At 70.0% G+C, this 26,989-nt stretch carries 24 protein-coding genes; 10 read left to right on the top strand and 14 right to left on the bottom strand.

Going from position 1 to position 26,989, the window contains the following annotated elements:
• The first annotated feature begins 7 nt into the window (after positions 1–7).
• The 4 genes from ACQHIV_RS31980 to ACQHIV_RS31965 all read left to right on the top strand — a co-directional run bounded on the left by ACQHIV_RS31980 (position 8) and on the right by ACQHIV_RS31965 (position 4,025).
• A complete protein-coding gene (locus ACQHIV_RS31980) occupies positions 8–1,246 on the top strand; it encodes a hypothetical protein (protein WP_427887581.1) in 1,239 nt (412 codons plus the stop codon).
• A complete protein-coding gene (locus tag ACQHIV_RS31975) occupies positions 1,243–1,899 on the top strand; it encodes a hypothetical protein (protein ID WP_427887580.1) in 657 nt (218 codons plus the stop codon). The genes ACQHIV_RS31980 and ACQHIV_RS31975 overlap by 4 nt, the downstream gene beginning before the upstream one ends.
• Positions 1,896–3,143 (top strand): hypothetical protein, encoded by a 1,248-nt coding sequence (locus ACQHIV_RS31970; protein ID WP_427887579.1) that lies wholly within the window; start codon positions 1,896–1,898, stop codon positions 3,141–3,143. Before ACQHIV_RS31975 ends, ACQHIV_RS31970 begins: the two co-directional genes overlap by 4 nt.
• A gap of 111 nt (positions 3,144–3,254) precedes the next feature.
• Positions 3,255–4,025, top strand: coding sequence for a DUF4097 family beta strand repeat-containing protein (locus ACQHIV_RS31965; protein ID WP_427887578.1), 771 nt, complete (start codon positions 3,255–3,257; stop codon positions 4,023–4,025).
• Between the two features lie 3 nt (positions 4,026–4,028).
• Here the strand turns inward: ACQHIV_RS31965 and ACQHIV_RS31960 are convergent, their stop codons facing one another.
• The 9 genes from ACQHIV_RS31960 to paaN all read right to left on the bottom strand — a co-directional run bounded on the left by ACQHIV_RS31960 (position 4,029) and on the right by paaN (position 14,795).
• On the bottom strand, positions 4,029–4,277 hold the full coding sequence (locus ACQHIV_RS31960; RefSeq protein WP_427887577.1) for a DUF6458 family protein: 249 nt from the start codon (positions 4,275–4,277) through the stop codon (positions 4,029–4,031).
• 62 nt (positions 4,278–4,339) lie between these two features.
• Positions 4,340–6,118 carry an NHL domain-containing thioredoxin family protein gene (locus ACQHIV_RS31955; RefSeq protein WP_427887576.1) on the bottom strand — a complete coding sequence of 593 codons (1,779 nt, stop codon included), beginning with the start codon at positions 6,116–6,118 and terminating at the stop codon, positions 4,340–4,342.
• A gap of 36 nt (positions 6,119–6,154) precedes the next feature.
• The gene (locus ACQHIV_RS31950) at positions 6,155–7,789 is read right to left on the bottom strand and encodes a hypothetical protein (RefSeq protein WP_427887575.1); all 1,635 of its coding nucleotides are present in this window, start codon (positions 7,787–7,789) and stop codon (positions 6,155–6,157) included.
• Between the two features lie 118 nt (positions 7,790–7,907).
• Positions 7,908–8,816: a carbohydrate ABC transporter permease gene (locus tag ACQHIV_RS31945; protein WP_427887574.1), complete on the bottom strand. Its 909-nt coding sequence runs from the start codon at positions 8,814–8,816 to the stop codon at positions 7,908–7,910.
• Positions 8,813–9,712, bottom strand: coding sequence for a carbohydrate ABC transporter permease (locus ACQHIV_RS31940; protein WP_427887573.1), 900 nt, complete (start codon positions 9,710–9,712; stop codon positions 8,813–8,815). The genes ACQHIV_RS31945 and ACQHIV_RS31940 overlap by 4 nt, the downstream gene beginning before the upstream one ends.
• A 40-nt stretch (positions 9,713–9,752) precedes the next feature.
• Positions 9,753–11,033: an ABC transporter substrate-binding protein gene (locus tag ACQHIV_RS31935; protein WP_427887572.1), complete on the bottom strand. Its 1,281-nt coding sequence runs from the start codon at positions 11,031–11,033 to the stop codon at positions 9,753–9,755.
• A gap of 198 nt (positions 11,034–11,231) precedes the next feature.
• Positions 11,232–11,750: a flavin reductase family protein gene (locus tag ACQHIV_RS31930; protein WP_427887571.1), complete on the bottom strand. Its 519-nt coding sequence runs from the start codon at positions 11,748–11,750 to the stop codon at positions 11,232–11,234.
• On the bottom strand, positions 11,747–13,132 hold the full coding sequence (locus ACQHIV_RS31925; protein WP_427887570.1) for a serine hydrolase domain-containing protein: 1,386 nt from the start codon (positions 13,130–13,132) through the stop codon (positions 11,747–11,749). The genes ACQHIV_RS31930 and ACQHIV_RS31925 overlap by 4 nt, the downstream gene beginning before the upstream one ends.
• On the bottom strand, positions 13,125–14,795 hold the full coding sequence (gene paaN, locus ACQHIV_RS31920; protein WP_427887569.1) for a phenylacetic acid degradation protein PaaN: 1,671 nt from the start codon (positions 14,793–14,795) through the stop codon (positions 13,125–13,127). Before paaN ends, ACQHIV_RS31925 begins: the two co-directional genes overlap by 8 nt.
• A gap of 64 nt (positions 14,796–14,859) precedes the next feature.
• Between paaN and paaI the strand changes: the two genes are divergently transcribed.
• Genes paaI through paaK form a run of 3 tightly spaced genes read left to right on the top strand, consistent with a single transcriptional unit; the run spans position 14,860 to position 17,786 of the window.
• On the top strand, positions 14,860–15,282 hold the full coding sequence (gene paaI / locus ACQHIV_RS31915) for a hydroxyphenylacetyl-CoA thioesterase PaaI (protein WP_427887568.1): 423 nt from the start codon (positions 14,860–14,862) through the stop codon (positions 15,280–15,282).
• Positions 15,279–16,481 (top strand): 3-oxoadipyl-CoA thiolase, encoded by a 1,203-nt coding sequence (pcaF, locus tag ACQHIV_RS31910; RefSeq protein ID WP_427887567.1) that lies wholly within the window; start codon positions 15,279–15,281, stop codon positions 16,479–16,481. The genes paaI and pcaF overlap by 4 nt, the downstream gene beginning before the upstream one ends.
• Before the next feature lie 9 nt (positions 16,482–16,490).
• The gene (paaK, locus tag ACQHIV_RS31905) at positions 16,491–17,786 is read left to right on the top strand and encodes a phenylacetate--CoA ligase PaaK (RefSeq protein ID WP_427887566.1); all 1,296 of its coding nucleotides are present in this window, start codon (positions 16,491–16,493) and stop codon (positions 17,784–17,786) included.
• A gap of 105 nt (positions 17,787–17,891) precedes the next feature.
• Here paaK and ACQHIV_RS31900 read toward each other — a convergent pair whose 3' ends face one another.
• Positions 17,892–18,575 (bottom strand): hypothetical protein, encoded by a 684-nt coding sequence (locus ACQHIV_RS31900; protein WP_427887565.1) that lies wholly within the window; start codon positions 18,573–18,575, stop codon positions 17,892–17,894.
• Between the two features lie 219 nt (positions 18,576–18,794).
• On the opposite strand from ACQHIV_RS31900, the gene ACQHIV_RS31895 reads away from it, so the two are divergent.
• Both ACQHIV_RS31895 and ACQHIV_RS31890 read left to right on the top strand, forming a co-directional pair.
• Positions 18,795–19,316, top strand: a complete 522-nt coding sequence (locus ACQHIV_RS31895) for a DinB family protein (protein ID WP_427887564.1) — start codon at positions 18,795–18,797, stop codon at positions 19,314–19,316.
• A 71-nt stretch (positions 19,317–19,387) separates the two neighbouring features.
• Positions 19,388–20,014 carry a TetR/AcrR family transcriptional regulator gene (locus tag ACQHIV_RS31890; protein ID WP_427887563.1) on the top strand — a complete coding sequence of 209 codons (627 nt, stop codon included), beginning with the start codon at positions 19,388–19,390 and terminating at the stop codon, positions 20,012–20,014.
• Here the strand turns inward: ACQHIV_RS31890 and ACQHIV_RS31885 are convergent.
• Positions 20,011–23,256, bottom strand: a complete 3,246-nt coding sequence (locus ACQHIV_RS31885; RefSeq protein WP_427887562.1) for a BTAD domain-containing putative transcriptional regulator — start codon at positions 23,254–23,256, stop codon at positions 20,011–20,013. The genes ACQHIV_RS31890 and ACQHIV_RS31885 overlap by 4 nt on opposite strands.
• A gap of 73 nt (positions 23,257–23,329) precedes the next feature.
• Between ACQHIV_RS31885 and ACQHIV_RS31880 the strand changes: the two genes are divergently transcribed.
• Positions 23,330–24,682, top strand: coding sequence for a serine hydrolase domain-containing protein (locus ACQHIV_RS31880; RefSeq protein WP_427887561.1), 1,353 nt, complete (start codon positions 23,330–23,332; stop codon positions 24,680–24,682).
• On the opposite strand, the gene ACQHIV_RS31875 is transcribed toward ACQHIV_RS31880, so the two are convergent.
• Genes ACQHIV_RS31875 through ACQHIV_RS31865 form a run of 3 tightly spaced genes read right to left on the bottom strand, consistent with a single transcriptional unit; the run spans position 24,679 to position 26,929 of the window.
• Entirely contained in the window at positions 24,679–25,116 is a 438-nt protein-coding gene (locus ACQHIV_RS31875) for a VOC family protein (RefSeq protein WP_427887560.1), read from the bottom strand. The two genes, ACQHIV_RS31880 and ACQHIV_RS31875, sit on opposite strands and share 4 nt — an antisense overlap.
• A 35-nt stretch (positions 25,117–25,151) precedes the next feature.
• A complete protein-coding gene (locus ACQHIV_RS31870) occupies positions 25,152–25,952 on the bottom strand; it encodes an ABC transporter permease (protein WP_427887559.1) in 801 nt (266 codons plus the stop codon).
• Positions 25,949–26,929, bottom strand: a complete 981-nt coding sequence (locus ACQHIV_RS31865; RefSeq protein WP_427887558.1) for an ATP-binding cassette domain-containing protein — start codon at positions 26,927–26,929, stop codon at positions 25,949–25,951. The genes ACQHIV_RS31870 and ACQHIV_RS31865 overlap by 4 nt, the downstream gene beginning before the upstream one ends.
• Between the last annotated feature and the right edge of the window lie 60 nt (positions 26,930–26,989).

Below are 26,989 nucleotides of genomic sequence, written 5' to 3'. Positions count from 1 at the left end.
GTCCGCGATGCGCGCCCGTTTCCTCACCGCCCCGCTCGCGGCCCTCCTCCTCGTCCCCGCCGTCCCGGCGCGGGCGGACACGCCCGAGTTGCCGGACCGGATCGCCGCCGCCTGGCGGACCGACCACCTGTCGGTGGATCCGCGGCTGGCCGGCGGCATCCCGGCCACCGAGCTGACCCGGATCCGCACCGCGATGCGGACCGCGGGCATGCCGGTGTACGTCGCGATCGTGCCGTCGACGCCGCCGCTGCGGGAGGTGTCGTACACCATGCCGACCCTGCTGCACGCCCGGATCGGTACGCCGGGCCTGTACCTGCTCGCGGTGGTGAACGACACGTACTGGTCGATCAGCGCGGAGCTGTACCGGGCGGGCGGGCTGCGCGGCCGCGAGCTGGTCAGCGTGCAGAACGACGACAAGCAGCGCCTCGAGGTGGTCACGGACCGCCCGGCGCCGCCGATCGTCCGGACCATCCAGGAGGCCTCGACGGCACTCGACGGCCGCGCGCTGCCGGCCGTGCCCGCCGGTGACCGCCGGCCGCCGATCGACCACAGCGACCACGGCCTGTCGACCACCGACAAGGAGGACCGGTCGACGTTCGTCGGGCTGGGGATCGGCGGGGTCCTCGGATTCGCGCTGACGCTGGTGCTCGGGCTGCGCCGCCGCCGGCGGACGAAGATCCAGCGGACTGAACTGCCGGCCAAGAACGACCCGCCGATCGACTCGTCGGACGTGGAGCTCAAGGCCGACGACAAGATCAAGGCCGCGGAGCGCTCCGTCGCGCGGCTCGACAAGCGCGGCAACCGGACGACGGAGCAGCTGGACAGGCGCGACGACGCGTGCCGCCGGCTGGACGCCGCGCGCACTCTGCGCGCCGACCATCCCGACGACCTGCTCGCCGCGGCCGGTGCGCTGGTCCTCGCCCGGCAGGCCGAGCGGGTCGCGTCCGGCGCGGCCCTGCAGCCACCGTGCTTCTTCGACCCGAGGCACAACCCCGGTACGGCGAAGGTCGACTGGTCGGACGACGTCGAAGTGCCGGCGTGCCAGCAGTGCGCGAGCGTCGTACGGCGCGGGAAGACGCCGCGCGGGCTCCGGGTGTGGAGCAAGTCGGGGCTGCTCGGCCACGACCGCAAGCAGGTGCCGTACTGGACGCTCGAGCCGGACAACCCGATGGTCGCGAGCGGTTTCGGCGCGCTCTCGGACGACCTGCCGGAGCGGGTCGAGGCCTGGAAGGACGAGGTCCGATGAGGCGGCTCTTCCTGTTGCTGGCGGCAACGTTCGTACTGCTGACCGGGACCGCCTGGGCGGCCACGCCGACCGATCCGCGGATCACCGGCGCGGTCGCGGCCTGGGCTGTGCGGCCGCTGTACGTCGACCCGGACTACGCCTCGACGGCCGACCAGGACGAGCTCGTCAAGGTGATCTCCGAGACGAGCGTGCCGGTGTACGTGGCCGTCGTACCGACCGGGGAGTGGTTCCCGGAGCGCGGCGACACCGCGCTGCTGGCCGGCCGGCTCGCAGCCGCGAACCACAAGCCAGGGGTGTACGTCGTGATGGACGGCGACCGGTCGTACGGCGTCGCCAACGAGATCGCGGCGTACGCGCCGGACTGGACCTACGGGACCGGGAAGCAGTCGCTGAGCAGTCAGCTCAAGGACTACGTGGACGGGATCAAGCAGTACAAGTCGAGTACGCCGGAACCCGCCCGGACCACGCCGACGCCGACACCCACGCCCGAGCCGTCCTCGTCCTCGTCCGAGGACAAGTTCACCGTCGGCAAGGCGCTGGCGAACGGCGGCGGCGGCACCGTGCTCGGGCTGATGGGCGGCGGCGTCCTCGGCGGCATCGTCCTGATCGCGGCAGCGATCGGCACCCCACGACGACGGAAGGAACGCTCGTGAAGGCCCGGATTCTTCTCGCTTGCCTGGTGGCCGCGCTGACCACGATGGTCGCGGCACCGGCGCAGGCCGCACCGGACGGGACCCCGGCGGAGCGGGCGCACGAGATCGCGACCGCGTTGCTGAAGGACCCGCTGTACATCGACCCGGCCTACAAGACGGCGCTGCCGGAGAACCTGCGCGCCGACGTCAAGAAGAAGGCGGCCGCGCTCGGGTACCCGACGTACACGATCATCCTGCCGCTGACCCCGAGCGACGAGTTCGAGGGCAAGGAGGACAACGTCCTCACGCTGGTGATGGACGCGCTCCGCAAGCCCGGGCTGTACGTCGTGGTCGACGGCGGCAGCCGCTTCCCGTGGTACGAGGCCAAGGACCTGCCGCAGGTCAGCGACGAGAAGCTGAACGCGTCCCGGCAGCGCGCGCTCGACGACACCGGGTACGACGCGGGGCCGACCGAGGTGGTCGCCCGGATGTACGAGCTGCTTGCCCAGCCGGGGATCCCGAAGACGACCAAACGCCCGAACTCCGGGACGCCGACGCGCCGCGACTCCTCCGAGTCCGGCGGCCACGGGACCGTCATCACGCTCAGCATCGTCGGCGGACTGCTGGTCCTGGTGGCGCTCGGTCTGGTGATCGGACGAGTGCGCGGAGCCGGTTCGGGGTCGGCGCCGCGCCGGGAGAAGACGTTCCGGATCCCGCCGCACGTCGCCGCGACGGTGGCGGCCGAGCGGCGCCGGAAGCTGACCCGGGACACGACCGCCGAGCTCACCACGCTCGGCTCGCAGCTCGCGGCGCTGCCGACGACCGAAGGCGCCGGCCTGGCGCACCAGCAGGCGGCGCTCGACGACCACGCCGCCGCGTCGAAGATCCTCGACGGTACGGCGCCGGACCTCGTCGACCTGGTCGGCGCGATGGTGCTGCTGGACAAGGGCCGCCGCGCGTACGACGCCGCCGTCGCGACCGCGGCCGGCCGGCGGGTGGCCGACGTACCGGAGCTGTGTGCGTTCAACCCGCTGCACGGCCGGTCCACCGGGCGGCCGACGAAGGTCGAGTCGAACGGGACCACGTTGACGCTTCCGCTGTGCAACGAGTGCCGGCAGGCGCTGCGGCGCGGGTCGGCGCCCCAGTCGCTGCCCGGCAAGGACGGCCCGTACTGGTACGAGGACTCGCTCTGGGCGCGAACCTTCTTCGGCACAACCGGCGACGACCTGTCCACTGCAGTGTCCCGGGGTGAGCTGCACCGGTAGATCCCTGAGGAGCGCTCAGGGTGGCCTCGGGGGATCTGCCGGATCCTCCGGGGCAGGCTCGACGCCTACTGTCGTTGCGACAACGCGGGTGGGCTCGAGAAGAGGCGGACGATGGCGGAGAACAAGCAGCTCGGCGTGATCCTGCTGGTAGCGGCGGCCGGGCTGGCGTTCTGGCAGTTCGCGGACCGGGGCTCCGACGACACACACAAGATCGACGACAAGATCACCACCGTCCAGCTCGCGGCCGGCCACTCCGACATCACGATCAGGGTTTCCGACGACAGCCAGACGACGGTGCGGGAGAAGCGCAAGTTCTGGTTCTTCAAGCACGGCGACGCGTACTCGGTGCACGACGGCGTACTCAAGCTGGACGGGAAGTGCGGCTGGCAGTGCTCCGCCGACTACGAGGTGACCGTCCCGCGCGGCACGAAGGTGACCGGCGAGAACGGCAGCGGCGACGTACAGCTCGCCGGGGTCGCGGGGGTCGACGCGAAGTCCACCTCAGGCAAACTCGAACTCCGCGACATCGACGGCGACGTCAACCTGGACGTGACGTCCGGCGACGTGTCGGTGCACGGCCTGAACGGCACGCTCGACGTCAAGGCGAGGTCCGGCGACATCGAGGCCAAGGACCTGAAGGGCGGCCCGGTCGCCGTCGAGACCACCTCCGGCGACATCGAACTGAACCTCGCCGAGGCGAACGACGTGAACGCCAAGGACACCAGCGGCGACATCCAGATCACCGCCCCCGGCACCGACTACAAGGTCAGCACCGACTCCAGGAACGGCGACATCGACAACAAACTCGGCAACACCGACACCGGCGCCCACTCCGTCTCCGCCACCACCACCTCCGGCGACATCGAACTCCGCACCAGCTGATCGCTACTCGCTGACGTCGCGGTGGTGTTCCTCGACGACGCGGTATTCCTCTTCGACGGCCGGGTCGATGGCGTTGGTCTCCACCCGGCGGCGGCGGTTCGTGATGTAGAACGACAGCACGATGCCGGCCAGGCCGGCCAGCATCAAGATGTAGCCGACCACCTGCAGGTTGACGGCGTCCCAGGTGTCCCGGACCGCGAACGCCAGGACGGCGCCCACCACCATCAGAAAGATGCCCGCACCGATACTCATCGACTCGCTTCCCTCCGGGCCGCGGCTGTCTGACGCCCTCCCTGTACCCGGACCACAAACTCCTACTTGGCGCCCGAGAGCACCAGTTCGAGGTGGTTCGGGCCGGTGGGGGTGATGGTGACGGGGACGCCCCAGTCCTGGCGGTGCATGTGGCAGGCGGGGAACTCGACCTCGGCGGAGTCGTCGCAGGAAGCGGCCTGGACGGCTACGTGCAGTACGCCGGAACCGGCGTGCGGGTCTATGATCAGCCGGCGGACGAGATCCGTCGAGTCGCCGGCGCCCTCGCGGAGGAGGTTGTCCGGCGTCGACGAGACCAGCAGCCGGGTCGACGGGCCGTAGCGGTCGTCGAGCTTCTGGCCGGGCGGTGGGGTGAAGACGACCTCGAGGGTGACCTCGCCGGCGGCCAGGTCCATCGGCGGCCGCTGGGTACGGGTGCTGAACTCGGCCGCGGTCGCCGACGCGCCGAGCGGGATCCGGGTCAGCCGGTGCGCGGCGGACTCGACCACCAGCAGTTCGTTGCCCACGACAACGGCACCGCTCGGCTCGGCCAGCCCGGTGGCCATCGTCTCGACCGTCTCGGTGGCCGGGTCGTACCGCCGTACGGCGCCGTTGTACGTGTCGGCGATCGCGACCGAGCCGTCCGGCAGCACCGTCACGCCGAGCGGGTGCTGCAGGAGCGCCTCGCTCGCCTTGCCGTCGCGCAGCCCGAAGTCGAACAGCCCAGTGCCGACGGCGGTGTGGACGGACGTGTCGATCCAGCGCAGCGCGGAGATCTCGGAGTCCGCGAGCCACAACCGCTCCCCGTCCGCCGCGAGCCCGCTGGTCTGCGCGAACCACGCCTCGCCGAGCGGCCCGTCCTTCAGCCCTTCGTTGGTCGTCCCCGCGGCCACCTCGGTCACCTTGCCGAACGGGTCGAACGTCCACAGCTGATGTACACCGGCCATCGCGATCCACACCTTGCCGCCCCACCACGCGACGTCCCACGGCGAACTCAGGACGCCGGTCCCGTCGCCGTCCATCCACTGCTTCCCGGTGCCGGCCAGCGTCGTCACCTCGCCGCTCTGCAGGTGGATCCCGCGGAGCGCGTGGTTGACCGTGTCCGCCACGACCACGTCGTACCCGGTCCGGGCCGCGACGTCGTCCGGGAGCAGCACCAGCCCGTTCGGCTCGGAGAAGCGCGCCTCGGAGGCGCCGCCGTCGACGAAACCACGCTCGCCGGTGCCGATCCGCCGTACGACGGTCGTCGCGTCCGCGGCGAGTTCCACGATGCTGTGGTTGCCGGCGTCGGCGACCAGGAACCCGTTGTCCAGCGCAACCACCTTCGCCGGGAACCGCAGGTCGGTCGGCTCCGCCGCGGGAGCGACGTACGGCGACTTGCCGTGGGTCAACGTACCGGCCGCCTCGTGCTCGACGACGAGCTCCGCCAGCAACGCGTCCAGCGCGTGCAGGTGTCCTTCACCGGAGTACTGCGCGACGATGTACCCGTTCGGATCCACCAGCACCAGCGTCGGCCAGGCACGCGCCGTGTAGTTCTGCCAGGTGACGAGCTCCGGGTCGTCCAGCACCGGATGCCCCACCTCGTACCGCTCGACAGCGGCCCGAACCGCCGCCTCCTCCCCTTCGTGCGCGAACTTCGGCGAATGCACCCCGACGATCACCAGCGCGTCGCCGTACTTCTCCTCCAACGGCCGCAACTCGTCCAGCACATGCAGACAGTTGATGCAACAGAACGTCCAAAAATCGAGCAACAAAAAGCGGCCCCGGAAGTCCGCCAAGGCCAACTCCCGGCCGCCAGTGTTCAACCACCCACGACCCCGCAACTCCGGCGCACGCACATGCATGCCACCCATTCTCCGCCGTGGCACAACCGTGGCGGATCAGCGGGGCAGGACGAGGGTGTCGGTGAGGAGTTTGGCGGTTTTGCGGAGGGTGGCCGGGGAGGAGGAGAGGTCGGTGGCGAGGGTGTAGGGGGTGAGGGTCTCGCCGGGGCCGACCAGGCGGTGGCGGTGGGCGATCAGCCAGACGATGGCGCGGGGCCAGGTGGAGAGGCGGGCCTTGGCGAGGAGGTCAGGGGCCTCGCGGACCAGGCGTTCGGCGATGTCGAAGGCGTCGGGGGCGTACGACGTCCCCAAGGTCTCGCCGGCCATCAGCCAGGCGTGCGGGGCCAGCACCGAGAGCGTCGCGGCCTGGTGGTTGTCGAGGCCCTGGAGGTCGGGCTGCGGCGGGGTGCCGAGGCCGGCCAGGGCGCGGTACGCGTCCTCGAGGTCGTTGGTGGTGTCGTCGAGGAAGACCCGCTCGCCGGGCTTCGAGCCGACCGGGTCGATCATCGCGGCCGCCTCCAGCGCGGGCTGCCAGACGTCGACCGCGTCGACCGCCTCGTCGACGGTGTCCAGCGGCAGGCTGCCACGGTCGCCGGCGAACTCCAGCCAGGCCTTCACCACCACCGGGACCGCGTCGAAGTAGGTGCTGTCGGCAAGCACCTTCCGGGGCAGCCAGTGCGCCAGGAACAGCTCGACCAGCACCCCGCTGACCCGCAGCGGGCCGCCGACGGTGTGGTCGACCGCGTGGTCGATCCAGAGCCGGACGACGTCCGGCGCGTCGTCGGGCAGGCCAACGGCGAACCGCGACTCGAGGAACTCCTCGACCAGCTGCTCGCGCTGCCGCGGGGTCAGCAACGGCCGCATCGGCGGGCGGACCGGGCGGTCCGGCATCTGGGTCAGCCGGTTCACCAGCAGGCCGGTGAAGAACTCGAAGTCCTCGCTGACCGGCGGATCGTCGTAGTCCCGGGTCTCGCCGAGCGCCTGCAGGATGATCCCGGCCGCGATCGGCGGCCGCACGGTCCGGATGGTCACCCGGCCGCCGCGCTGGTACGCCTCCAGGACGCGGTCCACCGGCGGGCCGACGAACACGTCCTTGATGATCGCGCCGATGTTGTTGTCGATGAACACCACCACGGTGTGCGGGTGCTGCTCGTCGTCGTAGTCCAGCACGACACTCAGCCCGTCACCGGTGATGTCCTCGGACACGATCGCGCTGGTCAGCCGGAACCCGGCGATCCGGGTCACCCACTCGGGCACCTCGTCCTGCGTCCGCAGCCGCGACACGTGCGCTCGCTGCAGCGGCAGCCGCCCGGCCGGGCCGACGGTCCGGGCCAGGCTGGTCAGCAGGACGAAGGACTCCAGGTCACGGCGCTCACCGAGCACCCGGGCTGCGTCGGCCCAGAAGAAGCGCTCCACCTCACCGATCTCGTCCGGACGCCCGGCCGGCCACAGCTGGTCGGCGAGCATCGCAGCCGAGCGGGCCACGGACGCCTCGGCGATCACCGGGTGCAGCGCGGCCGGCGCGGCGGCCAGGTCGAGGGCAAGCGTTTCCAGCAGGGTCTCCAGCACAGCGACGCTCGGCGTGGTGTCGACATCGACACCCGCCGGCGGCGCGTACGGTTCGCCGGGATCGGAGCCGACGAGCCGCAGGTGGCTGCGCCGTCCGTCCCGTCCACTCGGAGACTTGGTCACCTCCGTGAGATTACCGTCCGGAGCCGGTCCGCCGCAGGCTCCTGCGCGCGTCCTGTGGACAACTCAGAGCGACGGCCCGTGCTCGGGCGAGCACGGGCCGTCGGGGGTACCGCGGGGTTCAGCCCTTCAGCGCGCCCGCCATCAGGCCGCCGATGAACCAGCGGCCGAGCACGATGTAGACGATCAGCGTCGGCAGCGACGTGATCAGCGCACCCGCCATCGAGGCGGCGTAGTCGACCTTCTGACCGCCCGCCAGCGCCGCCAGCCCGAGCGTGACGGGACCGTTGTCCTGCTGGGTCAGGAACAGCGCGAACAGGAAGTCGTTCCAGACCGAGGTGAACTGCCAGATCAGCGTCACCACGAACCCGGAGATCGAGATCGGCAGGATGATCCGCAGGTACGTCTGCACCAGCCCGGCCCCGTCCACCCGGGCCGACTCGATGATCTCGTTCGGCACGATCGTGGCGTAGTAGTTCCGGAAGATCAGAGTGCAGATCGGGATGCCGTAGATGCAGTGCGCGACGATCAGCGTCGGCACGCCCCGGGTGACGTCCAGCTCGGTGAACGTCGTCCGCAGCGGCAGCATCACCGCCTGGTACGGGATGAACATCCCGAACAGGATGAACGCGAACACGATGTTCGCCCCCGGGAACCGCCAGCGGGCCAGGACGAACCCGTTCACGGACCCGATCAGCGAGGAGATGATCGCGGCCGGGATCGCCAGCGACAGCGACCGGATCATGTACGGCTGCAGCACGTCCCAGGCCTTGCGCCAGGGATCCAGCGTCCAGGTCTTCGGCAGGTTCCACTGCGAGGCCGCGGTGGTGTCGCCGGAGGTCTTGAAGCTGGTGACCAGTACGACGTACACCGGGATCAGGACGAACAGCAGGAACAGCAGCAGCAGGACGTAACGGACCGTCCGGCTGCGCCGGGTGGAGCCGTCCGCGATCACGCCGCGGCTCTTCGGCGGCTTCCGGCGGACCGCCGCGGCGGCGGTGCCGGTTGCGGCTGCGGTGTCGGCGCTCATTCCTCGTTCTCCTGCCGGACGGTGTACGCGATGTACGGGATGACCAGGACAGCGACAACAGCCAGCAGCACGATCGCGATCGCGGCCGACTTGGCCATGTCACTGCGCAGCAAGGTGTTCCACATGTAGATCGCGGGCACCTCGGTACGGAACTGGTTCGGCCCGGTGATCGCGTAGATCAGGTCGAAGAGCTTCAGCGACATGTGACCGAGGATGATCAGCGCGGACAGCGCGATCGGCGACAGTTGCGGGAACAGCACGTGCCGGTACAGCTTGAACTCGGACGCGCCGTCCACCCGGGCCGCCTCGCGCAGCTCCGGCGGGATCCCGCGGAAACCGGCCAGGAACAGCGCCATGATGTAGCCCGACAGCTGCCAGACCGCGGGGAGCGCGATGGACGCCATCGTCGTCCATCTGCTGCCGGCGGTCCACCACGGATTCTCCAGGAAGTTCAGATGGAGGATCTCGAACAGCCGGTTCAGCCCGCGGGCGTCGGCGCCCTGGGACGGGTTCAGCAACCAGCCCCAGACGACGCCGGAGGCGATCATCGAGATCGCCATCGGGAACAGGTAGATCGACCGGAAGATCGACTCGCCAGGCACGCCCTTCTCCAGCAGCAGCGCCCAGAGCAGGCCGAAGATCAGCGTGCCCACGATGAACGCCACCGTGAGCACGCCGAGGTTCTTCAGCGAGTTGAGGAACCGGTCCTCACCGAACAGGTGCCCGTAGTTCTCGAACCCGACGTAGTCCGCCGGGCCCTTACGAGCGGTGTGCCGGTTCGTCAGCGAGGTGTTGAAGGACCACGCGATCAGCCCGTAGACGAAGTACCCGAGCAACAGCACGGTCGGCAGCAGCACCAGGGCTCCGGGTCCCCAGGTGCGGATTCTTCCGTGCACGCTCAGTCCTCCAACTCATCGGTTCGCAACTCGCGACACATCAGCTCGTCTTCATCGCGGTACCGAGCGCTGTCTGCAGCTTCGCGACGTCCGGACTGCCGCTGAACTGGCTCAGCGCGGACAGGATGTCGTTGTTCTGCCCCAGCGTGCAGGCCGCACCGTGGGCGCAGGACGGGACGATCTGGTCCTTCTTCCAGTCCGCCATCGCGGTCTGCTGGTACTTCGGGTAGTCCGCCGGGTTGGCGTCCGAACGGGCCGGGATCGAGCCCTTCTTGGTGTTGAACGCCTTCTGGCCCTCGGCCGAACCGACGACCTTCAGCCAGCACTTCGCGCCGTCCGGGTCCGCGCCGTTGGTCGGCAGCGTGAACGAGTCGGCGAGGAACTGGAAGTCCTGCGAGGTACCCGGCGCCGGCCAGTAGGTGTACGCCGTGTCCGGGACCTTGTCGGCGAGCTGCTGCGCGGCGACCCAGTCACCCATCAGCGTGTAGCCGGCCTTGCCGCTGTTCACGTAGCCCAGCGCGTCCGGCCAGTCGATCGCCTCGCGGTCGGTGTTCGTGAAGGTCAGCAGCGTCTTGTACTTGTTCAGCGCCGCGGTCACGTCGCCGCCTGCCCAGTCGGTCTTGCCGTCCCACAGGCCCTTGAACTTGTCGGGCCCGAGCTCGCCCAGCAGTACGGCCTCGACCAGCATCTCCTGCGCGAAGCCCTTGGAGATCGCCAGCGGCGCGGTCACGCCTGCCGCCTTCAGCTTGGTCAGGTCGGCGATCCACGCGTCCACGGAGGCCGGAGCCTTGGTGGCGTCGATGCTCGCCTTCTTCAGCACGGTCGGGTTCGCCCAGACCACGTTCGCCCGGTGGATGTTCGCCGGGATCGAGTAGATCTTGCCGTCGACGGTCAGGTTGTCGAGCAGGTTCTGCGGGAAGGCCTTGTCCAGCCCGTAGTCCTTGTACAGCTGGCTGACGTCGTCGACCTGGCCGGCGTTGATGTAGTCCTTCAGCTCGGCGCCCGCGTGCGCCTGGAACGTGGACGGGGGCTTGCCCGCCTGCAGGTCGTTCGCCAGCACCTGCTTGGCGTTCGAGCCCGCGCCGCCGGCGACGGCCGAGTTCACGAACTTGTAGTCCTTGCACTCGGTGCCGAACACCGACACCAGGCCGTCCAGACCGGCCTTCTCACCACCGTCGGCCCACCAGGTGAAGACAGTGACGTCCTTGCTCGCCGACGAGTTGCCGCCACCGCTGCTCTTGTCGCTGTTCCCGCAGGCGCTCACCGCGAGAAGACCCGCCGCACCCACCAGCGCCAGGGTCTTACTCAGACCACCACGCATGATTCATTCTCCGATCATTGTTGATGGAGCCGCCTGACAACGATGCCCCCTTGACCGCCCCCACTCTGGAACTGCTACTGGCGAGTGTCAACGTTCCGCGCAGGCGCGTTGCGCAGCCGTGACCCCGCGTGGGTTGACAGTGTGAGAGCGCGCACATTCCCTGTTCGAACAGAGCGACTGCGCACAAATCTCAGGCCACTAGACCGTCACGTAGCGTCCGCGCCGGTGGGCCAGGGCGGGTACGTCGTCCGCGCCGAACTCGACGTGGGCGATCTCCAGCTGCACCTGCAGGCCCCACCCGACCTCCGGCGGGTCCGGGTCGACCAGCGTGCAGCCGGCCCAGGTGCTGACGCCGACCGGGGCCGGGCCCCACGCGGTGTCGGTCCAGTCGATCAGCTTGAACGGACCGCCCGGCGCCGGCGCGACGTACCCGAAGGCGTCGGCCAGCTGCCGGTGCGGTTCGCCGAGCAGCGAGACGACCGCGGTCCTTGCCTCGCGCAACGTCTCCCACAGGTCCGAGTCCGGGTCGAGCAGCCCGATCACGTACCCGGGCTCCCCGTCCGCGACCAGCATCGACGACACGGTGAGCCCGGCCCGTTTCCCCTCGTACGCCGTCGTCCACAGCCCCACCGGCGACGCCAGCCGCCCGCGGAACCGCCGTACCGGGCTCCGCTCGGACTCGGGCGGCAGGAACGGGTGGTCGCCGTGAATGGTCACCCGGCCACGGTAACGCGCTCCGGGAGGGTGTAGGTGTCGAGCGGGTGCAGGGTGAGTCCACTGGAGCCGCGCACCGTCTCCACGGACCCGTCCGCGCCGAACGTGAACTTGTACGACTCGCCGTACGAGCTGTAGCCGTTGCCGCCGGTGACCCGCAGCGCGTCGCCGTCCGCCTCGACCGGCATCGGCTCCTCGGCCGGGTTCGGGCCGGAGGGGTCGGTGATGTAGAGCCGGCCACCGAGCAGCATCACGTCGGTGATGCCCCACAGGTTCGCGAAGCGGCCGGTGAAGCGCTCCAGGCCGGCCGCGTCGCCGCGGTCCTTCGACCCGGCCAGGTCCAGCAGCCGGAAGAGGCCCTCCGCGAGCTGGGAGGCCGGCCCGTCGATCGCGTTCGTCAGTACGGCCACGATCAGCCGCTGCTCCGGGTCGACCAGCGTCCGGGTGATGTGGCCCGGGTACCCGCCGCCGTGCCCGATCACCTCCCGGTCACCGACCTTCGTCACCGCGATCCCGAGGCCGTACCGCGCCTTCTCGTCGCTCCCAGTCGTCCACAGCGGGTGCTGCATCTCACGCTTCGACTTGTCCGTCAGCAGCCGGTCGTCGCCAGGCAGGTGCGCGGAGAAGTACGTCACCAGGTCGTGCGCGTTGCCGAAGAACCCGGTCGCCGAGGCCAGCGCCCGGGTGTCGACGTGCTCGATCGGGACCCGCGTGTCGGCGTACGCCAGCGCGCTGTAGCCGACCGCGTACTCCGTCAGCCGCGCCGGGTCCAGCTCCGGACCGAGGCCGGTCACCCCGAGCTTGTCCACGATCGACGTCCGGACGAACTCGTTGTACGACGTCCCGCCGGCCGCCTCGATGATCAGCCCGAGCAGCCCGAAGCCGATGTTCGAGTACTTGAAGCGCTCGTTCTCCGGGATCACCGCCGACTCCGCGTCCCGCAGTACGGCGAGCAACTGGTCGCGGTCCGGGAACGCAATCGCCAGCTGCCACCAGTCGGCGTCCTGGCTGTCCCGGGTGACGCCGCCCGCGTGCGCGAGCAGTTCGCGGACGGTCCGCTCCCCGATCGGCGTACCGGCGAGCTCGGTGACGTGCTGCGCCGCCGTGTCGTCCAGCCGCACCAGCCCCTGCTCGACCAGCTGCAGGATCGCGGTCCCGGTGAACGTCTTCGAGTGCGACGCGATCCGGAACAGGTGCCGGTCGGTCAGCGGTACGTCGTTCTCCACGTCGGCGTGGCCGTACGCGGCGGAGAACACCACCCGGTCGCCGGCGTACACCGCGACCTGGACCCCCGGGATCCGCTGGTAGTGCTGGTTGTACTTCAGCCAGCTGTCGTAATAGGCGAGCGCTTCGCGCAGGTTTTCAGGATTCAGGGCCTCAGACATGACGCCTAGATTGAATGACGCGGAAGCGACTCGCAACGTATGCACCGTCGGTGTATGTCGCGTTGGCCGCCGGATTGGCCCCGGTGCCGTGGAAATCGCTGAAAGCGGCCGATTGATTCACGAACACCTGGCCGGTGAGGTTCTCGGACAGTGCGACGCCCGCGTCGAGGGCCGCGTCCCGGGCCTCGTCGAGCACCTTCGGGTCGGTCGAGTAGATCCCGGCGGTCATCGCGCCGTCCTCGGTCACGGTCGACCGGAACAGCTCGATCGACTGCGCGGTGTCGGCCGTCCGGACCAGGAACGACACCGGCCCGAAGCACTCCCGCCCGTACACGTCGGCGTCCGCGGCGTCGATCGCGACCAGCAGCGGCGTACGCACGACCGCGTCCGGGTACGCCGGGTGCTGGATCGCGCGGGACGCGAGGACGACGTCGCCGTACTCGTCGGCCAGCTCGAGGCGGCTGATCACGGCCTGGTTGACGATGCCGCCGAGGATCTCGACCGCGCGGGGGTCGTCGCCGAGCAGCTTGCCGATCGCGGCCCCGATCCCGGCGCCGACCTCGTCGAAGGACTTGTGGCCCTCGTCGGTGTCGATCCCGCCGGCCGGGACGAACAGGTTCTGGGTGGTGGTGCACATCTGGCCCGAGTACAGGCTCAGTGTGAAGGCGAGGTTGTTGCAGAGCGCCTTGAAGGAGTCGGTCGAGTCGACGACGACCGCGTTGACGCCGGCCTTCTCGGTGAAGACGGTGGCCTGGGTGGCGTTCTGCTCGAGCCATTCGCCGAACTCGCTGCCGCCGGTGAAGTCGATCAGCTTCACCTCGGGGCGCTGGGCCAGCGGCTTGGCCAGGCCGTCGCCGGCGCGCTCGGTGGCGAGCGTGACTAGGTTCGGGTCGAAGCCCGCCTCGGCCAGGACCTCGCGGCAGACCTCGACCGTGATCGCCAGCGGCAGCACGGCCAGCGGGTGCGGCTTTACGACGACGGCGTTCCCGGTGACCAGCGAGGCGAACAGGCCGGGCCAGGAGTTCCAGGTCGGGAACGTGTTGCAGCCGATCACCAGCGCGACGCCGCGGCCGGTGACCGTGAACGTCTTCTCCATCCGGATCGGGTCACCCTTCGCGGGCTTCTCCCAGGTCGCGGTGGCCGGGTAGCGGTTCATCTCCTCGTACGCGTACGCGACGGCCTCCAGCGCCCGGTCCAGCGCGTGCGCGCCGCCGGCCTGGAACGCCATCACGAACGCCTGCCCGCTGGTGTGCTGGACCGCGTTCGCCAGCTCGAAGATCCGCCGGTGCAGCCGGTCGAGGATCTCCAGCGCGACCCCAGTCCGCCCGTCGATCCCGGCCCGCCGCCAGTCCGCGAGCCCCTGCCGGGCGGCCGCGAGCAGCTCGTCCAGACCGTCCTCGACCACCCGCGGGTACGCGACGTCCATCGCGATCCCGTACGGCGACTGCTCGGTCACGACCGTGCCGCGGGCTCCGGGGACGTCCAGCGCGTACGCCGTACCGAGATGGGCCTCGAACGCCGCCTTGCCGTCCGCCGCCGCGGTCTCGCCGTACACCCGGGGGCTCGGCGACTCGGGGAACGCGGAGTGGTAGCCGCGGTCGTGGATCGCCTTCAGCGCGCCGTCGAGGCGCTCACGGTGGGAGGAGAGCAGGTCCGTGGTCATGTCTGCGATGTTACAGTCAATGGCGCAATCGGTACCAGGGTGTCACAAGAGTTTGAGGTGGCCTATGAGTGACTTGGCGGCGCGGGTGGCCGCGGCGATGTGGGCGGAGGACACCGCCAGCGCCGGTCTCGGGATGAGGCTGGTCGACGTCGGCGAGGGCAGCGCACGGCTCGAGATGACTGTCCGCGAGGACATGGTCAACGGGCACGGAATCGCGCATGGTGGATTCGTGTTCAGTCTGGCCGACTCGGCGTTCGCGTTCGCGTGCAACTCGCGCAACCGGGTCACGGTCGCGCAGGCCTGCGACATCGTGTTCGTGGCCCCGGCGCACCGCGGCGACGTACTGGTCGCTTCGGCTGCCGAGCGGACAAGCTTCGGCCGGAACGGGATCTACGACATCACGGTCACCCGCGGCGACGAGGTGATCGCCGAGTTCCGCGGCCGCAGCCGGCAACTGTCCGGCACGATCATTCCGGAGGAAGCATGACGCGCGAGGCGTTTCTGGTGGACGGCGTACGGACGCCGATCGGGCGGTATGCCGGGGCGCTGTCGGCGGTGCGGCCCGACGACCTCGCCGCGCATGTCGTCTCGTCGTTGCTGAACCGGACCGCGCTCGACCCGGCCCGGATCGACGACGTGGTCCTCGGCTGCGCGAACCAGGCCGGCGAGGACAACCGGAACGTCGCCCGGATGGCGCTGCTGCTCGCCGGGCTGCCGGACTCGGTGCCCGGTACGACGATCAACCGGCTGTGCGGGTCCGGGCTGGACGCGGTCGCGTACGCGGCCCGGTCGATCATTGCCGGGGACAACGACATCGTGGTGGCCGGCGGGGTGGAGTCGATGTCGCGGGCACCGTTCGTGATGCCGAAGGCGACGACCGCCTTCGCCCGGCAGGCGGAGGTGTACGACACCACGATCGGGTGGCGGTTCGTGAACCCGGTGCTGAAGGCGCAGTACGGGGTCGACTCGATGCCGGAGACGGCGGAGAACGTCGCCGCCGAGTTCGCCGTCTCCCGCGAAGACCAGGACCTGTTCGCGTTGCGTTCGCAGCAGCGGGCGGCGAAGGCGCAGGCGAACGGGCGGCTGGCGGAGGAGATCGTCTCGGTCGACGTGCCTGGGAAACGGGGCGCTGTCACAACTGTCGATGCCGACGAGCATCCGCGGGAGACGTCGCTCGAAGCTTTGGCGGGTTTGAAGACACCTTTCCGATCGCCTGGGACTGTCACGGCAGGGAATGCCTCGGGGGTGAACGACGGGGCGGCGGCTTTGCTGGTGATGAGTGGGGAGGCTGTCGAGCGGTACGGGGTGACGCCGCTTGCTCGGGTTGTCGGGACCGCTGCCGCGGGGGTGCCGCCGCGGATCATGGGGATCGGGCCGGCGCCGGCGACCCGGAAGCTGCTCGAGCGGACCGGCGTCGCGTTGCCGGACATCGAGGTGATCGAGCTGAACGAGGCGTTCGCGTCGCAGTCCCTCGCCGTACTGCGGGAGCTCGGCCTGCCCGACGACGCGGAGCACGTGAACCCGAACGGCGGCGCGATCGCCCTCGGCCACCCGCTCGGGATGTCGGGCGCACGGTTGGCGTTGACGGCCGCGCTCGAGCTTCGGCACCGCGACGCGCAGTACGCGCTGGCCACCATGTGTATCGGCGTCGGCCAGGGCATCGCGACCCTGCTCGCCCGTCCTTAGGAGTCGTTCATGCTCGGTGAGCCTTGTCCCGCGGAACTGCGGGACCCCGGCGAGAAGCTGTCCGTCGACGAGCTCCGCGCCCGCCAGCTGTCGTTGCTGCAGGCAACCGTACGGCGGGCCTACGAGAACGTGCCGCACTATCGTTCCGCGCTGGACGCGGTCGGCTTCAAGCCGGGTGATCTGCAGTCGTTGGCGGATCTTTCGCGGCTGCCGTTCACCGCCAAGAAAGACTTGCGGGACAACTACCCGTTCGGGATGTTTGCGGTGCCCAGAACTGAGGTGGTGCGGGTGCATGCCTCGTCCGGGACGACCGGGCGGCCGACGGTGGTCGGGTATACGCGGCGGGATCTGGACAACTGGGCCGATCTGATGGCGCGGTCGATCCGCGCCGCCGGCGGGCGTGCCGGGGACGTGTGCCATGTGGCCTATGGGTACGGGTTGTTCACGGGTGGGCTGGGCGCGCACTACGGGGCCGAGCGGCTCGGGTGCACCGTCGTACCGATCTCGGGCGGGATGACCGAGCGGCAGGTGGACCTGCTCCGCGACTTCGGGGCGCGGATCATCATGGTCACCCCGTCGTACTTCCTGTCGATCGTCGACGAACTGGAACGCCGCGGGCTGGACCCGCGGGACACGTCGCTGCGGATCGGGATCTTCGGCGCCGAGCCGTGGACCGAGGCGATGCGGACCGAGGTCGAGGAACGCACCGGGATCCACGCCGTCGACATCTACGGCCTGTCCGAGGTGATGGGGCCGGGTGTCGCGCAGGAGTGCGTGGAGACGAAGGACGGCCTGCACATCTGGGAGGACCACTTCTACCCGGAGATCATCGACCCGGTGACCGGCGAGGTACTGCCCGACGGCTCCGAGGGCGAGCTGGTGTTCACGACGCTCACCAAGGAAGCGTTCCCGGTACTGCGCTACCGCACCCGCGACCTGACCCGCCTGCTGCCCGGCACCGCCCGTCCCGGGATGCGCCGGATGGAGAAGATCACCGGCCGTACCGACGACATGATGATCGTCCGCGGCGTCAACGTCTTCCCCACCCAGATCGAGGAACAGATCCTCCTGGTCCCCGGCCTGACCCCGCACTACCTGTGCGTCCTCACCCGCCCCGGCCGCCTCGACGAACTCACCGTCCAGGTCGAAGCCACCCCCAACCTGACCGACCGCCCCACCGCCGCCGCGGCCCTCGCCCGCCGCATCAAGGACCGGGTAGGCGTCACCGCCGCCGTGGAAGTCGTCGCCCCACACGCCCTCGAACGCTCCCTCGGCAAGGCCAAGCGGATCCGCGACGACCGGTAGGCGTACCGAAGAACGGGTAGTGGTGCCCGGTTGCGGGTCTCGCTGAGCGGGCGGCGGTGGTGATGGTGGGGGTGGAGGCGGACCATTACCCGTTCTTCGGTACGGCTAGAGGAGGGCGTCGGGCTGTGGATCGGTGTGGTGGGGTTTGCGGAAGGCGGGTGGGCGGAGGTGGGGGCGGATCAGGGCCTCCAGTTCGAAGTCCTCCAGGTTGAACTTGGCGGCGATGTCGCGGTACGCGGCGCCGTGGCGGATCTCGGTGAGGATGTCCTCGACCGGGACGTCGTCGACGAGTGGCCGGCCGTGGGCGCGGGCCGGGTCGACGAGCACGTCGATGTCCGGGTAGATCACCAGCCGGAGCGTGCCGGCGTACCCGTCGTCGGACCAGCCGATGGCGGCGGAGCCGCGGCGCAGTACGCCGGGGAAGCCGCCCTGGCTGTCGCGGATCCGTTCCCAGCCGGCCTCGCGGCCCTCGGCGGCGATCTCGACCAGCAGGTCGCGGCCGTCGTGCGCGAGCCCGGACCAGGCCAGCGGGTACCGGCGGCCGGTCCGGGAGCGGAGCGCGATCGCGGCCTCGCCGATCGCGTGCAGGGACAGTCCGGTACGGCGCAGGTGCCGGAGCATGTGCGTCTCCACCAGGCCGGCGAACGTCACCGTCGGCTCACCGCGACCACCGCGGCCCGCCTCCAGCGCCCCGGACCGCAGCCAGTCGCCGAGCGTGGTGGCCGGCAGCCCGAGGTGGAGCGCCACCTCGGCGCGGGTGTACAGCGGCAGGTCGAACCGTGGATCCACGTCTCACCTCGATGCGCGGTGCGGGCGCTTGTCCTCCATAGAGTGCCAGAAATGGGGTTTCCTCCCCGGCGCCGGTCGGCTACGGTGCGAGGGCCGGAGGCTTCGGCACCCCGGCGACGGAGAGGAGGTGAGCGCGATGTCGAGTCCGACTGTCGTGCTGCCCCGCTGCCGTGTCCGCGGCTGACCGGGGGTGGCGTCGTACCACCTAGGAGAAGTCGTATGACCGAAGTACAACGTCCGTCGCTGACCGCCGGAGAGCGGGAGCAGTTGATCGGATGGCTCGATGTGCAGCGCTCGTTCGTCCGGATGAAGTGCACCGGGCTGAGCGAGGCCGATGCCCACCGCAACGTCGTACCCACCTCGCCGCTGATGTCGCCGGCCGGGCTGGTCGCGCACCTGCGCTGGAACGAGTACTCGTGGTTCCAGCTCGGTATCGCGGGCGTCCCCGACACCGGCCAGACGCCGTGGACCGAGGGCGGGCACGTCGACGCCGAGATGTTCGTCGACGACGTACCGATCGCCCAGCTGCTCGACGAGTACGACGAGGAGTGCCGGCGCTCGAACGCGACGATCGCGAACCTTCCGCTGGAGACCGTGGAGGCGGGCCAACCCGCTGACAAGGCAGCATCCCTGCGGTACGTGCTGTGTCACATGATCGAGGAGACCGCCCGCCACGTCGGCCACCTCGACATCATCCGCGAACTCCTCGACGGCGCCACGGGATACACCAAGCTGGAGTAACCCGGTTACGCCTGCGCCGAGGGGTGGATAGGATGTCCGGCATCTGGCACGGGGTAGCGACAAGAGGTGTGATGAGGGAACCCTCCGTACGCCGTTATTCCGGGCGGTCAGTCGAAGAGTGGAAGGCCGCGCGCCGGGAACGGCTGCTGGCTGCCGCGCTCGAGCTCTTCGGGACCGAGGGATATCCGGCGACATCCGTGGAACGCCTGTGCACACAGGCGAAAGTGTCCACCCGGCACTTCTACCACGAGTTCCAGAACAAGGAAGCCGTACTGCTCGCGGTGCACGCGCAGGTGATCGAGTTGGCGGTCCGGAACACGGGGGACGCACTCACCCGGACCGCCGACCAGCCGGTGCGGGAGCGGATCACCGCGGCCGTCGACTCGTACCTGCGGACCATCATGGCGGACCTGCGGCGGGCCCGGATCTCGTTCGTCGAGGTGGTCGGCACCAGCCCGGCGGTCGAGGAGCAGCGGAACGCGTTCCGGGAGCTACTGGTCGGCAAGGTCCGCGACCTCGGCGACACCGCGGTGGAACGCGGCGAGATCAAGCGCAAGGACTTCCGCTTCCTCGCACTGGCATTCCTCGGCGCGGTGAACGCGGTCGTCCACGACTGGATGCTCGCCGACCCCCGCCCACCGGAACAGAAGATCCAGAAGTCCCTCCGCGACCTGGCCGTCCAGCTGATCACGGCCTAGTCGAGGTAGCGCTTCCGCAGTTCGGCGAGGGCCTCGTCGCGCGGTACGGCGGCGCCGGCGGTGTAGGCGGCCTCGTAGGCTTCGTTGCCCAGGGCATCGCGGAGTTCGTCGACGAGCCGCTGTACGTCGGCGTCCGGGATCGTGCGCAGGCCCTTCATCGTGGCGGCGAGCCCGAGCACCCGGGCCACCTCCGCGGGCTCGCTGGTCAGCAGGTCGGCGTGCAGCCCGATCTCGACGACGGCGGCCGCGACCGGCATGTCCTCGGTGCCGAGCGCCAGCTCGATCGCCTCCCGGGCGCACTGCTGGGCCTTCTCGACGTCGCCGGTGGACGCGTAGATCCGGCTCAGCTGGCCGAGCATCACCGCCTGCCCGTGCGGCGCCATCCGCTCGGCGTCCAGGTCGAGCGTCGCGTACGCGCGTTCCGCCAGCTCGCGCGCCTCCTCGACCCGCCCGAGCCGGAACTCCACCTTGGCGAGCCCCATGTACGCCATCGCCTCGCCGCCGCGCGACCCCGTCTGCTCGGACAGCTGCAACGCCCGCTGCAGGTCGGCGCGGGCGCCGTCGTAGTCGCCCAGCTCGACCCGGCTCATCGCGCAGCTGCCGAGCAACTGCCCGACGCCTTCGGTGGTACCGAGCTCCTCGATCAGCCGGAGCGCCTCGACCAGCGATTCCAGCGCGGCCGCATGATCCCCGGTGCTGGCCTGGTATCCGGCGAGCCCGCGCAGCGCCATCGACGTACCGAACCGGTCACCGATCTCCCGGAACCCGTCCAGCGCGATCGTCAGGTCGGCCGCCATCTCGGTGACCTCGCCCTCGTTCTCGCGGAACATCGCGCTGGTCATCACGCCCATGTTCCGGATCCACGGGTCGGGGTGCCGCCCGGCGGCCTCCAGTTCGGCGAAGCAGGTCGCCTTGTCCCGGCGTACGGCGGCCCAGACCGCGTTGGTGAACAGCCCGATCCCGGAGTCGACCAGGATCGGGTGCTTGCGCGTCATCCACCGGACCGTGGCCAGCCCGCGGGCCGCCTGCTGGAACGCCTTCGCAGGGTCCTGCCCGGTCGACATCCGGCCGAGCGCGAGCAGGTACAGCGCCTCGGCCTTGTCCAGCGGCACGGTCCGCCCGGGTACAGCGAGCGCGGCCTGCATCCAGGTCACCGCCTCGGCCGGGCGCCCGCTCATCGTCCAGTACTCCCCCAGCACCGCGACCATCTGTACGGCGACCCGCGCGGAGCCGGTGTCGATCGCGGTCCGGAGCGCGTCGATCAGGTTCTCGTTGTCGGCGGTGAGCCGGGCGATCCACTCGATCTGCTCGCCGGTCCGCAGCTTGGGCCGCGCCTTGCGGAGGATCCGGCTGAAGTACACGGTGTGCGCCCAGCGGAAGCGGTCGTACTCCCCCGAGGCCTTCAGCTGCTCGGCGCCGTACGCGCGGACCGTCTCCAGCATCCGGTAGCGCACGGACCGTTCGTCGGCGGCGGCTTCCACGAGCGACTTGTCGACAAGCGATGCGAGCACGCCGAGCACGGACTCCGCGGGGAGGTTCTCGTCGCTGCAGATCTGCTCAGCCGCGTCCAGGGTGGCACCGCCGGAGAAGAGCGACAGCCGCCGGGCGACCGCCTGCTCGTCGGGGTCCAGCAGGTCCCAGCTCCACTCCACGACCGCCCGCAGCGTCTGGTGCCGCGGCAGCGCCGTACGCGAGCCACTGGTCAGCAGCCGGAACCGGTCCGCCAGCCGGTCGACGATCTGCGGCGGGTTGAGGGCCCTGAGACGCGCCGCAGCCAGCTCGATCGCCAACGGCATACCGTCCAGCCGGCGGCAGATCTCCGCCACGGCTTCCCGGTTCGCGTCGGTCAGCTGGAAGTCGGACCGTACGGCGCGGGCGCGGTCGACGAAGAGTTGTATCGACGGGTACTCGTCGGTGTCCGCGTCCTCCGGCGGCAGGTCCAGCGGACCGACCGGGTGCAGGTGCTCACCGGGGATGCTCAAAGGCTCACGACTCGTTGTCAGCACCCGCAGCCGCGGGCACGACGCGAGCAGCGAGTCGACGAGTCCTGCGACCTCCTGGACCAGGTGCTCGCAGTTGTCGAACACGAGCAGGATCCGGCGGTCGCCGATGACCTCCACGAGCCGCTGGGTCGCGGCGCGGCTGGTTGGGATGTGTTGCGGCGCAAACCGAGCCTGCGTGACGTCGACGTACTCACTAGCGCCAAGAGTCGACAGCACGGCGGGGGCGACGTCAGCCGCGTCACCCAACGGTGCCAGCTCCACGAACCAGATGCCGTCGCCTGACTGGTCCACGAGCGACCTACCGGTCTCAGTGGCGAGCCTGGTCTTCCCAGCACCGCCAGGGCCGACCATGGTGACCAGCCGGGTCCCGTTGCTCAGCAGCCGGGTCAGCTCGACCACGTCCTCCCGGCGGCCGACAAAACTCGTCAGCGGAGCCCGCAGGTTGTTCCGCGGCACAGCCGGAGCAGGAGCGGGTACGGCGGTGCTCCTGGCCGCAGGATCCACCGCATCGCCCCGCAGCACCGACACATGCAGGTCCCGGAGCCGTAGACCGGGATCAGCGCCGAGCTCGTCGGCCAGGGTGGTGCGGATACGTTCGTACGCCGTCAGGGCCTCCGCCTGGCGACCGTCGGCGTACAGGGCTCGGATGAGGAGCTCGTGGACGCGTTCGCGCAGCGGGTGTGTGACGGCGAGGTGTTCGAGGTCGGCGATCAGGTCGCGGGCGTGACCGCAGCTGACCGCAGCCTCGGCCAGGTCCTCCGCGGCGGCCAGCCGCAGCTCAGCGAGCCGATCCGCCTCGACCGCGGCGAACGGGAGGTCACGCAGGTCGGTCAGGGCCTCGCCCCGCCAGAGCTTGTCAGCCTGGGTGAGCAGTGCGTGCGCCTGCTCCGGGTCGGACGTGAGGACCGCGCGGCCCCGCCGTACCAGGTCCTCGAACTGGAGGGTGTCCACACAGTCCGGGCCGATCGTCAGCGTGTAGCCGGCCGGGCCTGACTGGACCGAGATGCTCGATTCGGTCGTCGGCAGGCTGCCCCGGAGGCGCGAGACCAGCGACTGCAGCGCGTTCGCGCTCGGTGCCTCGCTGCCCCACAGCCCGTCGACCAGCGTCTCGACACTGACCGGCCGCCCCGCGCTCAGCGCCAGCCGCGCCAGCAGCCCGCGCAGGCGAACGCCGCGGATGTCGAGCGGAGTCCCGTCGGCCGCCCACATCGCGAGAGGACCGAGCACCGCTATGCGCACTTCACCAGCCTCGCACATCCTTCCGACCAAACACCCTGCCTTTTGTCACTTCGCTCCCTTAGGGTCGGGAGACGTGACAGAAATTGCCGCGCCGACCCAGGTCGCGCTCTCCCGAATCGTCGCCGAACGTCAATCCAAGGGCCGGGTTCCCGGGGTGGTGGGCGCCGTCGCCCGCGCCGGATCGCTGGCCTGGTCGGCCGGGGCCGGATCGGCGGACCTGGACAGTCCCGGCGTACCGCCGACCGCCGACTCGCAGTTCCTGATCGCGTCGCAGAGCAAGACGCTGACCGCGGTCACGATCATGGCGCTCCGCGACGAGGGCAAGCTCAGCCTCGACGACACGATCGAGAAGCTGATCCCGGACAGCACCCACGAGGGCATCACGGTCCGGCAGATGCTCAGCCACGCCAGCGGCATGCAGCGCGAGCCGGTCGGCGACGTCTGGGACCTGATGAAGTTCCCGTCCCGCGAGGAGCTCGTCCCGGGCTGGAACGCGGCCGAGCGGATCGGCAAGCCGCACCACCGGTTCCACTACTCGAACCTGGTGTTCTCGCTGCTCGGCGAGATCGTCGCGCGACTCGACGGCCGGTCCTGGTACGACGCGGTGAAGGCGCGGATCCTCGACCCGCTGCAGATGCGCCGGACCACGGTCGGCATGGACGGCGGGCCGGCCCAAACCGGGTACTACGTGCCGCCGTTCTCCGACGTACCGGTCCGCGAACCGCTGCTCGACATCGGCGCGATGGACGCCTGCGGCGGGCTGGCGTCGACCGCGGAGGACCTGGCGAAGTGGGCGATGTTCGTCGCGAACCCGGTCGACGAGGTGCTGTCCAAGGACACCCTCGAGGAGATGTGCCAGGTGCAGATCATGGCCGACGTGGACCGCTGGCAACTGGCCTTCGGCCTCGGGTTCATGCTGCTGCGCCGCGGCGACCGGCTGTTCGTCGGCCACGACGGCGGGATGCCCGGCCACATCACGTCGACATTCGTCGACCGCTCCTCCGGCACGGCGGGGATCGCGCTGTTTGGCGCCACCTCGTCGCCGGCCCCGAGCGCGCTGGCGACCGACCTGATCATCAAGGTCCTCGAGGACGACCCGCTGCCGCCCGAGGCCTGGGTCCCGGGTACGGCGGTCCCCGACGAGCTGACCGGCGTACTCGGCACCTGGTTCACCGAAGGGTCGCCGTTCGTGTTCTCGGTGCGGAACGGCGTACTCGAGGCGAAGTCCCCGGGCGCGGCCGAGTACCAGTCGCCCGCGGTCTTCGAGCGCGTCGCCGACGACACGTACCGCACGGTCTCCGGCCGCGAGACCGGCGAGCTGCTGCAGATCACCCGCGACCCGGCCGGGCGCCCGATAAAGTTGCACTGGGCAACCTACCTGTGCACCCGCGAGCCGCTGTCCTTCGGCGAGATCAACCCCGTCTAGACCACGCAGAAGTCGTTGCCCTCGGGGTCCTGCATCCAGAGGTGGTCGAGGACGTCGCCGGTCGCGAACTCCTCGACCAGCGTGGCACCGGCGGCCTGGAGTTTGTCGCCGGTGCTGCGGATGCGTTGCTCGCGGAGATGCTGGGGTTGCGCGCGACCGCCTGCGACCTGAAGGTCCAGGTGCAGGCGGTTCTTGACGGTGCGCGGCTCCGGGACCTTCAGGAACGAGATCGACGGCAGCACGCCGTTCGGGTCGGAGATCGAGGCGCCGTCGTTCCACTCGTCCTCGGGGACGTTCAGGTCGGTGAACCACGCCTCCCAGCTGTCCCACCCCTGCGGCGGAGCCGACTCCGTGTAGCCGAGCGCCGTACACCAGAAGCGCGCGACCACAGCAGGATCGGCGCAGTCGAAGGTGAGCGTCCACTTGGTCGTCATGCGACCACTCTGACGCCCACCACCGACAGTTTTCCTCAGGTACGGCGGCGGTAGGCGCGGATCGCCAGCGGGGCGAAGACCCCGACCAGGCCGACCATCCAGGCGAGCGTGATCAGCAGCGGCCTCTCGATCGGGCCGCCGAGCATCAGCCCGCGCATCGTGTCCACCAGGTACTTGACCGGGTTGACCTTCACGAACGCCTGCAGGAAGCCCGGCAGCGTGTCGGTCTTCACGAACACGTTGCTGCCGAACGTCAGCGGGAACATCACCAGGAACGCCACCCCCTGCACGCCCTGGGCGGTCTTCAGCGACAGCCCCAGCCAGACCCAGATCCAGCACATCGACAGCGCGAACGCCAGCACGATCACGAGCGCGAGTACGCCGTACCCGACGCCGTTCTGGAACCGGAACCCGAGCGCGAAGCCGGTCCCCATCAGGATCACGATCGACAGGCTGTACCGGACCGCGTCGCCGAGCACCGCGCCGACCAATGGCGCGATCCGGGCGATCGGCAGCGACCGGAACCGGTCGAACACGCCCTTCGCGAAGTCGTCGTTCAGCGCGACGCCGGTGCCCATCGTGGAGAACACGACCGTCTGCACGAGCAGACCGGGCAGCAGGAACGGCAGGTAGTCGCGCCAGCCGGCGCCCTGCGCGATCGCACCGCCGAACACGAACAGGAACAGCACCAGGAAGATGATCGGCTGGAACGTCACGTCCGCCAGAGCTTCCGGGTTCTGCCGGATCCGGACGATGTTCCGCCAGGCGAGCGTCAGGCTCTGCTGCACCCAGGCGAACGGGTTCGTCCTTCTGGTTTCGATGGCGACAGTGCTCATCGGCCCGCTCCTTCCAGGACCTTCGGCTCCTCCGCCGTGTGGCCGGTGAGCGCCAGGAACACCTCGTCCAGGCTGGGCAGCCGCAGCGACAGCTCGGTCACCGCGATCCCGGCCTCGTCCAGCCGCCGTACGACGACCGGCATCGACGAGCCGTCCGTCACCGGCACGCTGACCAGCGCGTTCACCACGTCGACGGTCGGCCGGGTACCGACCGATTCGGCCACGATCGCGGCCACCCGCTCGATGTGCGAGGGCTCGGCCGGGCGCACGTCCAGCGACTGCTTGCCGGCCTGCGCCTTCAGCTCGGCGGGCCGTCCGTTCGCGACCACGGCGCCCTTGTCGAACACCACGATCGAGTCGGCGAGCGCGTCGGCCTCCTCGAGGTACTGCGTCGTGAGCAGGACCGTCGTACCGTCGAGGACCAGGTTGCGGACCGTCTCCCAGACGCCGTTGCGGGCGTGCGGGTCGAGGCCCGTGGTGGGCTCGTCCAGGTAGAGGATGCTCGGGTTGCCGACCAGGCTCGCGGCCAGGTCGAGGCGGCGGCGCATACCGCCGGAGTAGGTCTTCGCGATCCGGTCGCCGGCGGCGGTCAGCTCGAACCGCTCGAGCAGTTCGTCCGCCTTGGCCCGCGCCCGCGGCCGCGAGTACCCGAGCAGCCGGCCGATCATGATCAGGTTCCGGCGCCCGGACATGTCCTCGTCGACCGACGCGTACTGCCCGGTCAGGCCGATGATGCCGCGGACCTTCCCCGCGTCGCGGACGACGTCGTACCCACCGACTACTGCGTGCCCGGCGTCCGGCCGGAGCAGTGTGCCGAGAATGCGGACCGCGGTCGTCTTGCCGGCGCCGTTCGGGCCGAGGACCCCGAGAACGGTGCCGGTCGGCACGCTCAGGTCGACGCCGGCAAGAGCGGTCGTACTGCCATATTTCTTGACCAAGCCGACCGCCTCGATGGCGACCTGGTTCGTTGTGGTCATCGGGTTCCTCCCAGTTGTTGCTTACTGGGACCACGGTCTCCCGACGTGCTGGCACAGGCC

The sequence above is a fragment of the Kribbella polygonati genome (genome assembly GCF_050320105.1).
Lineage (GTDB): Bacteria > Actinomycetota > Actinomycetes > Propionibacteriales > Kribbellaceae > Kribbella.
Note: the sequence above shows the minus strand (reverse complement) of the source record. Positions and strands in the feature narration are given on the sequence as shown.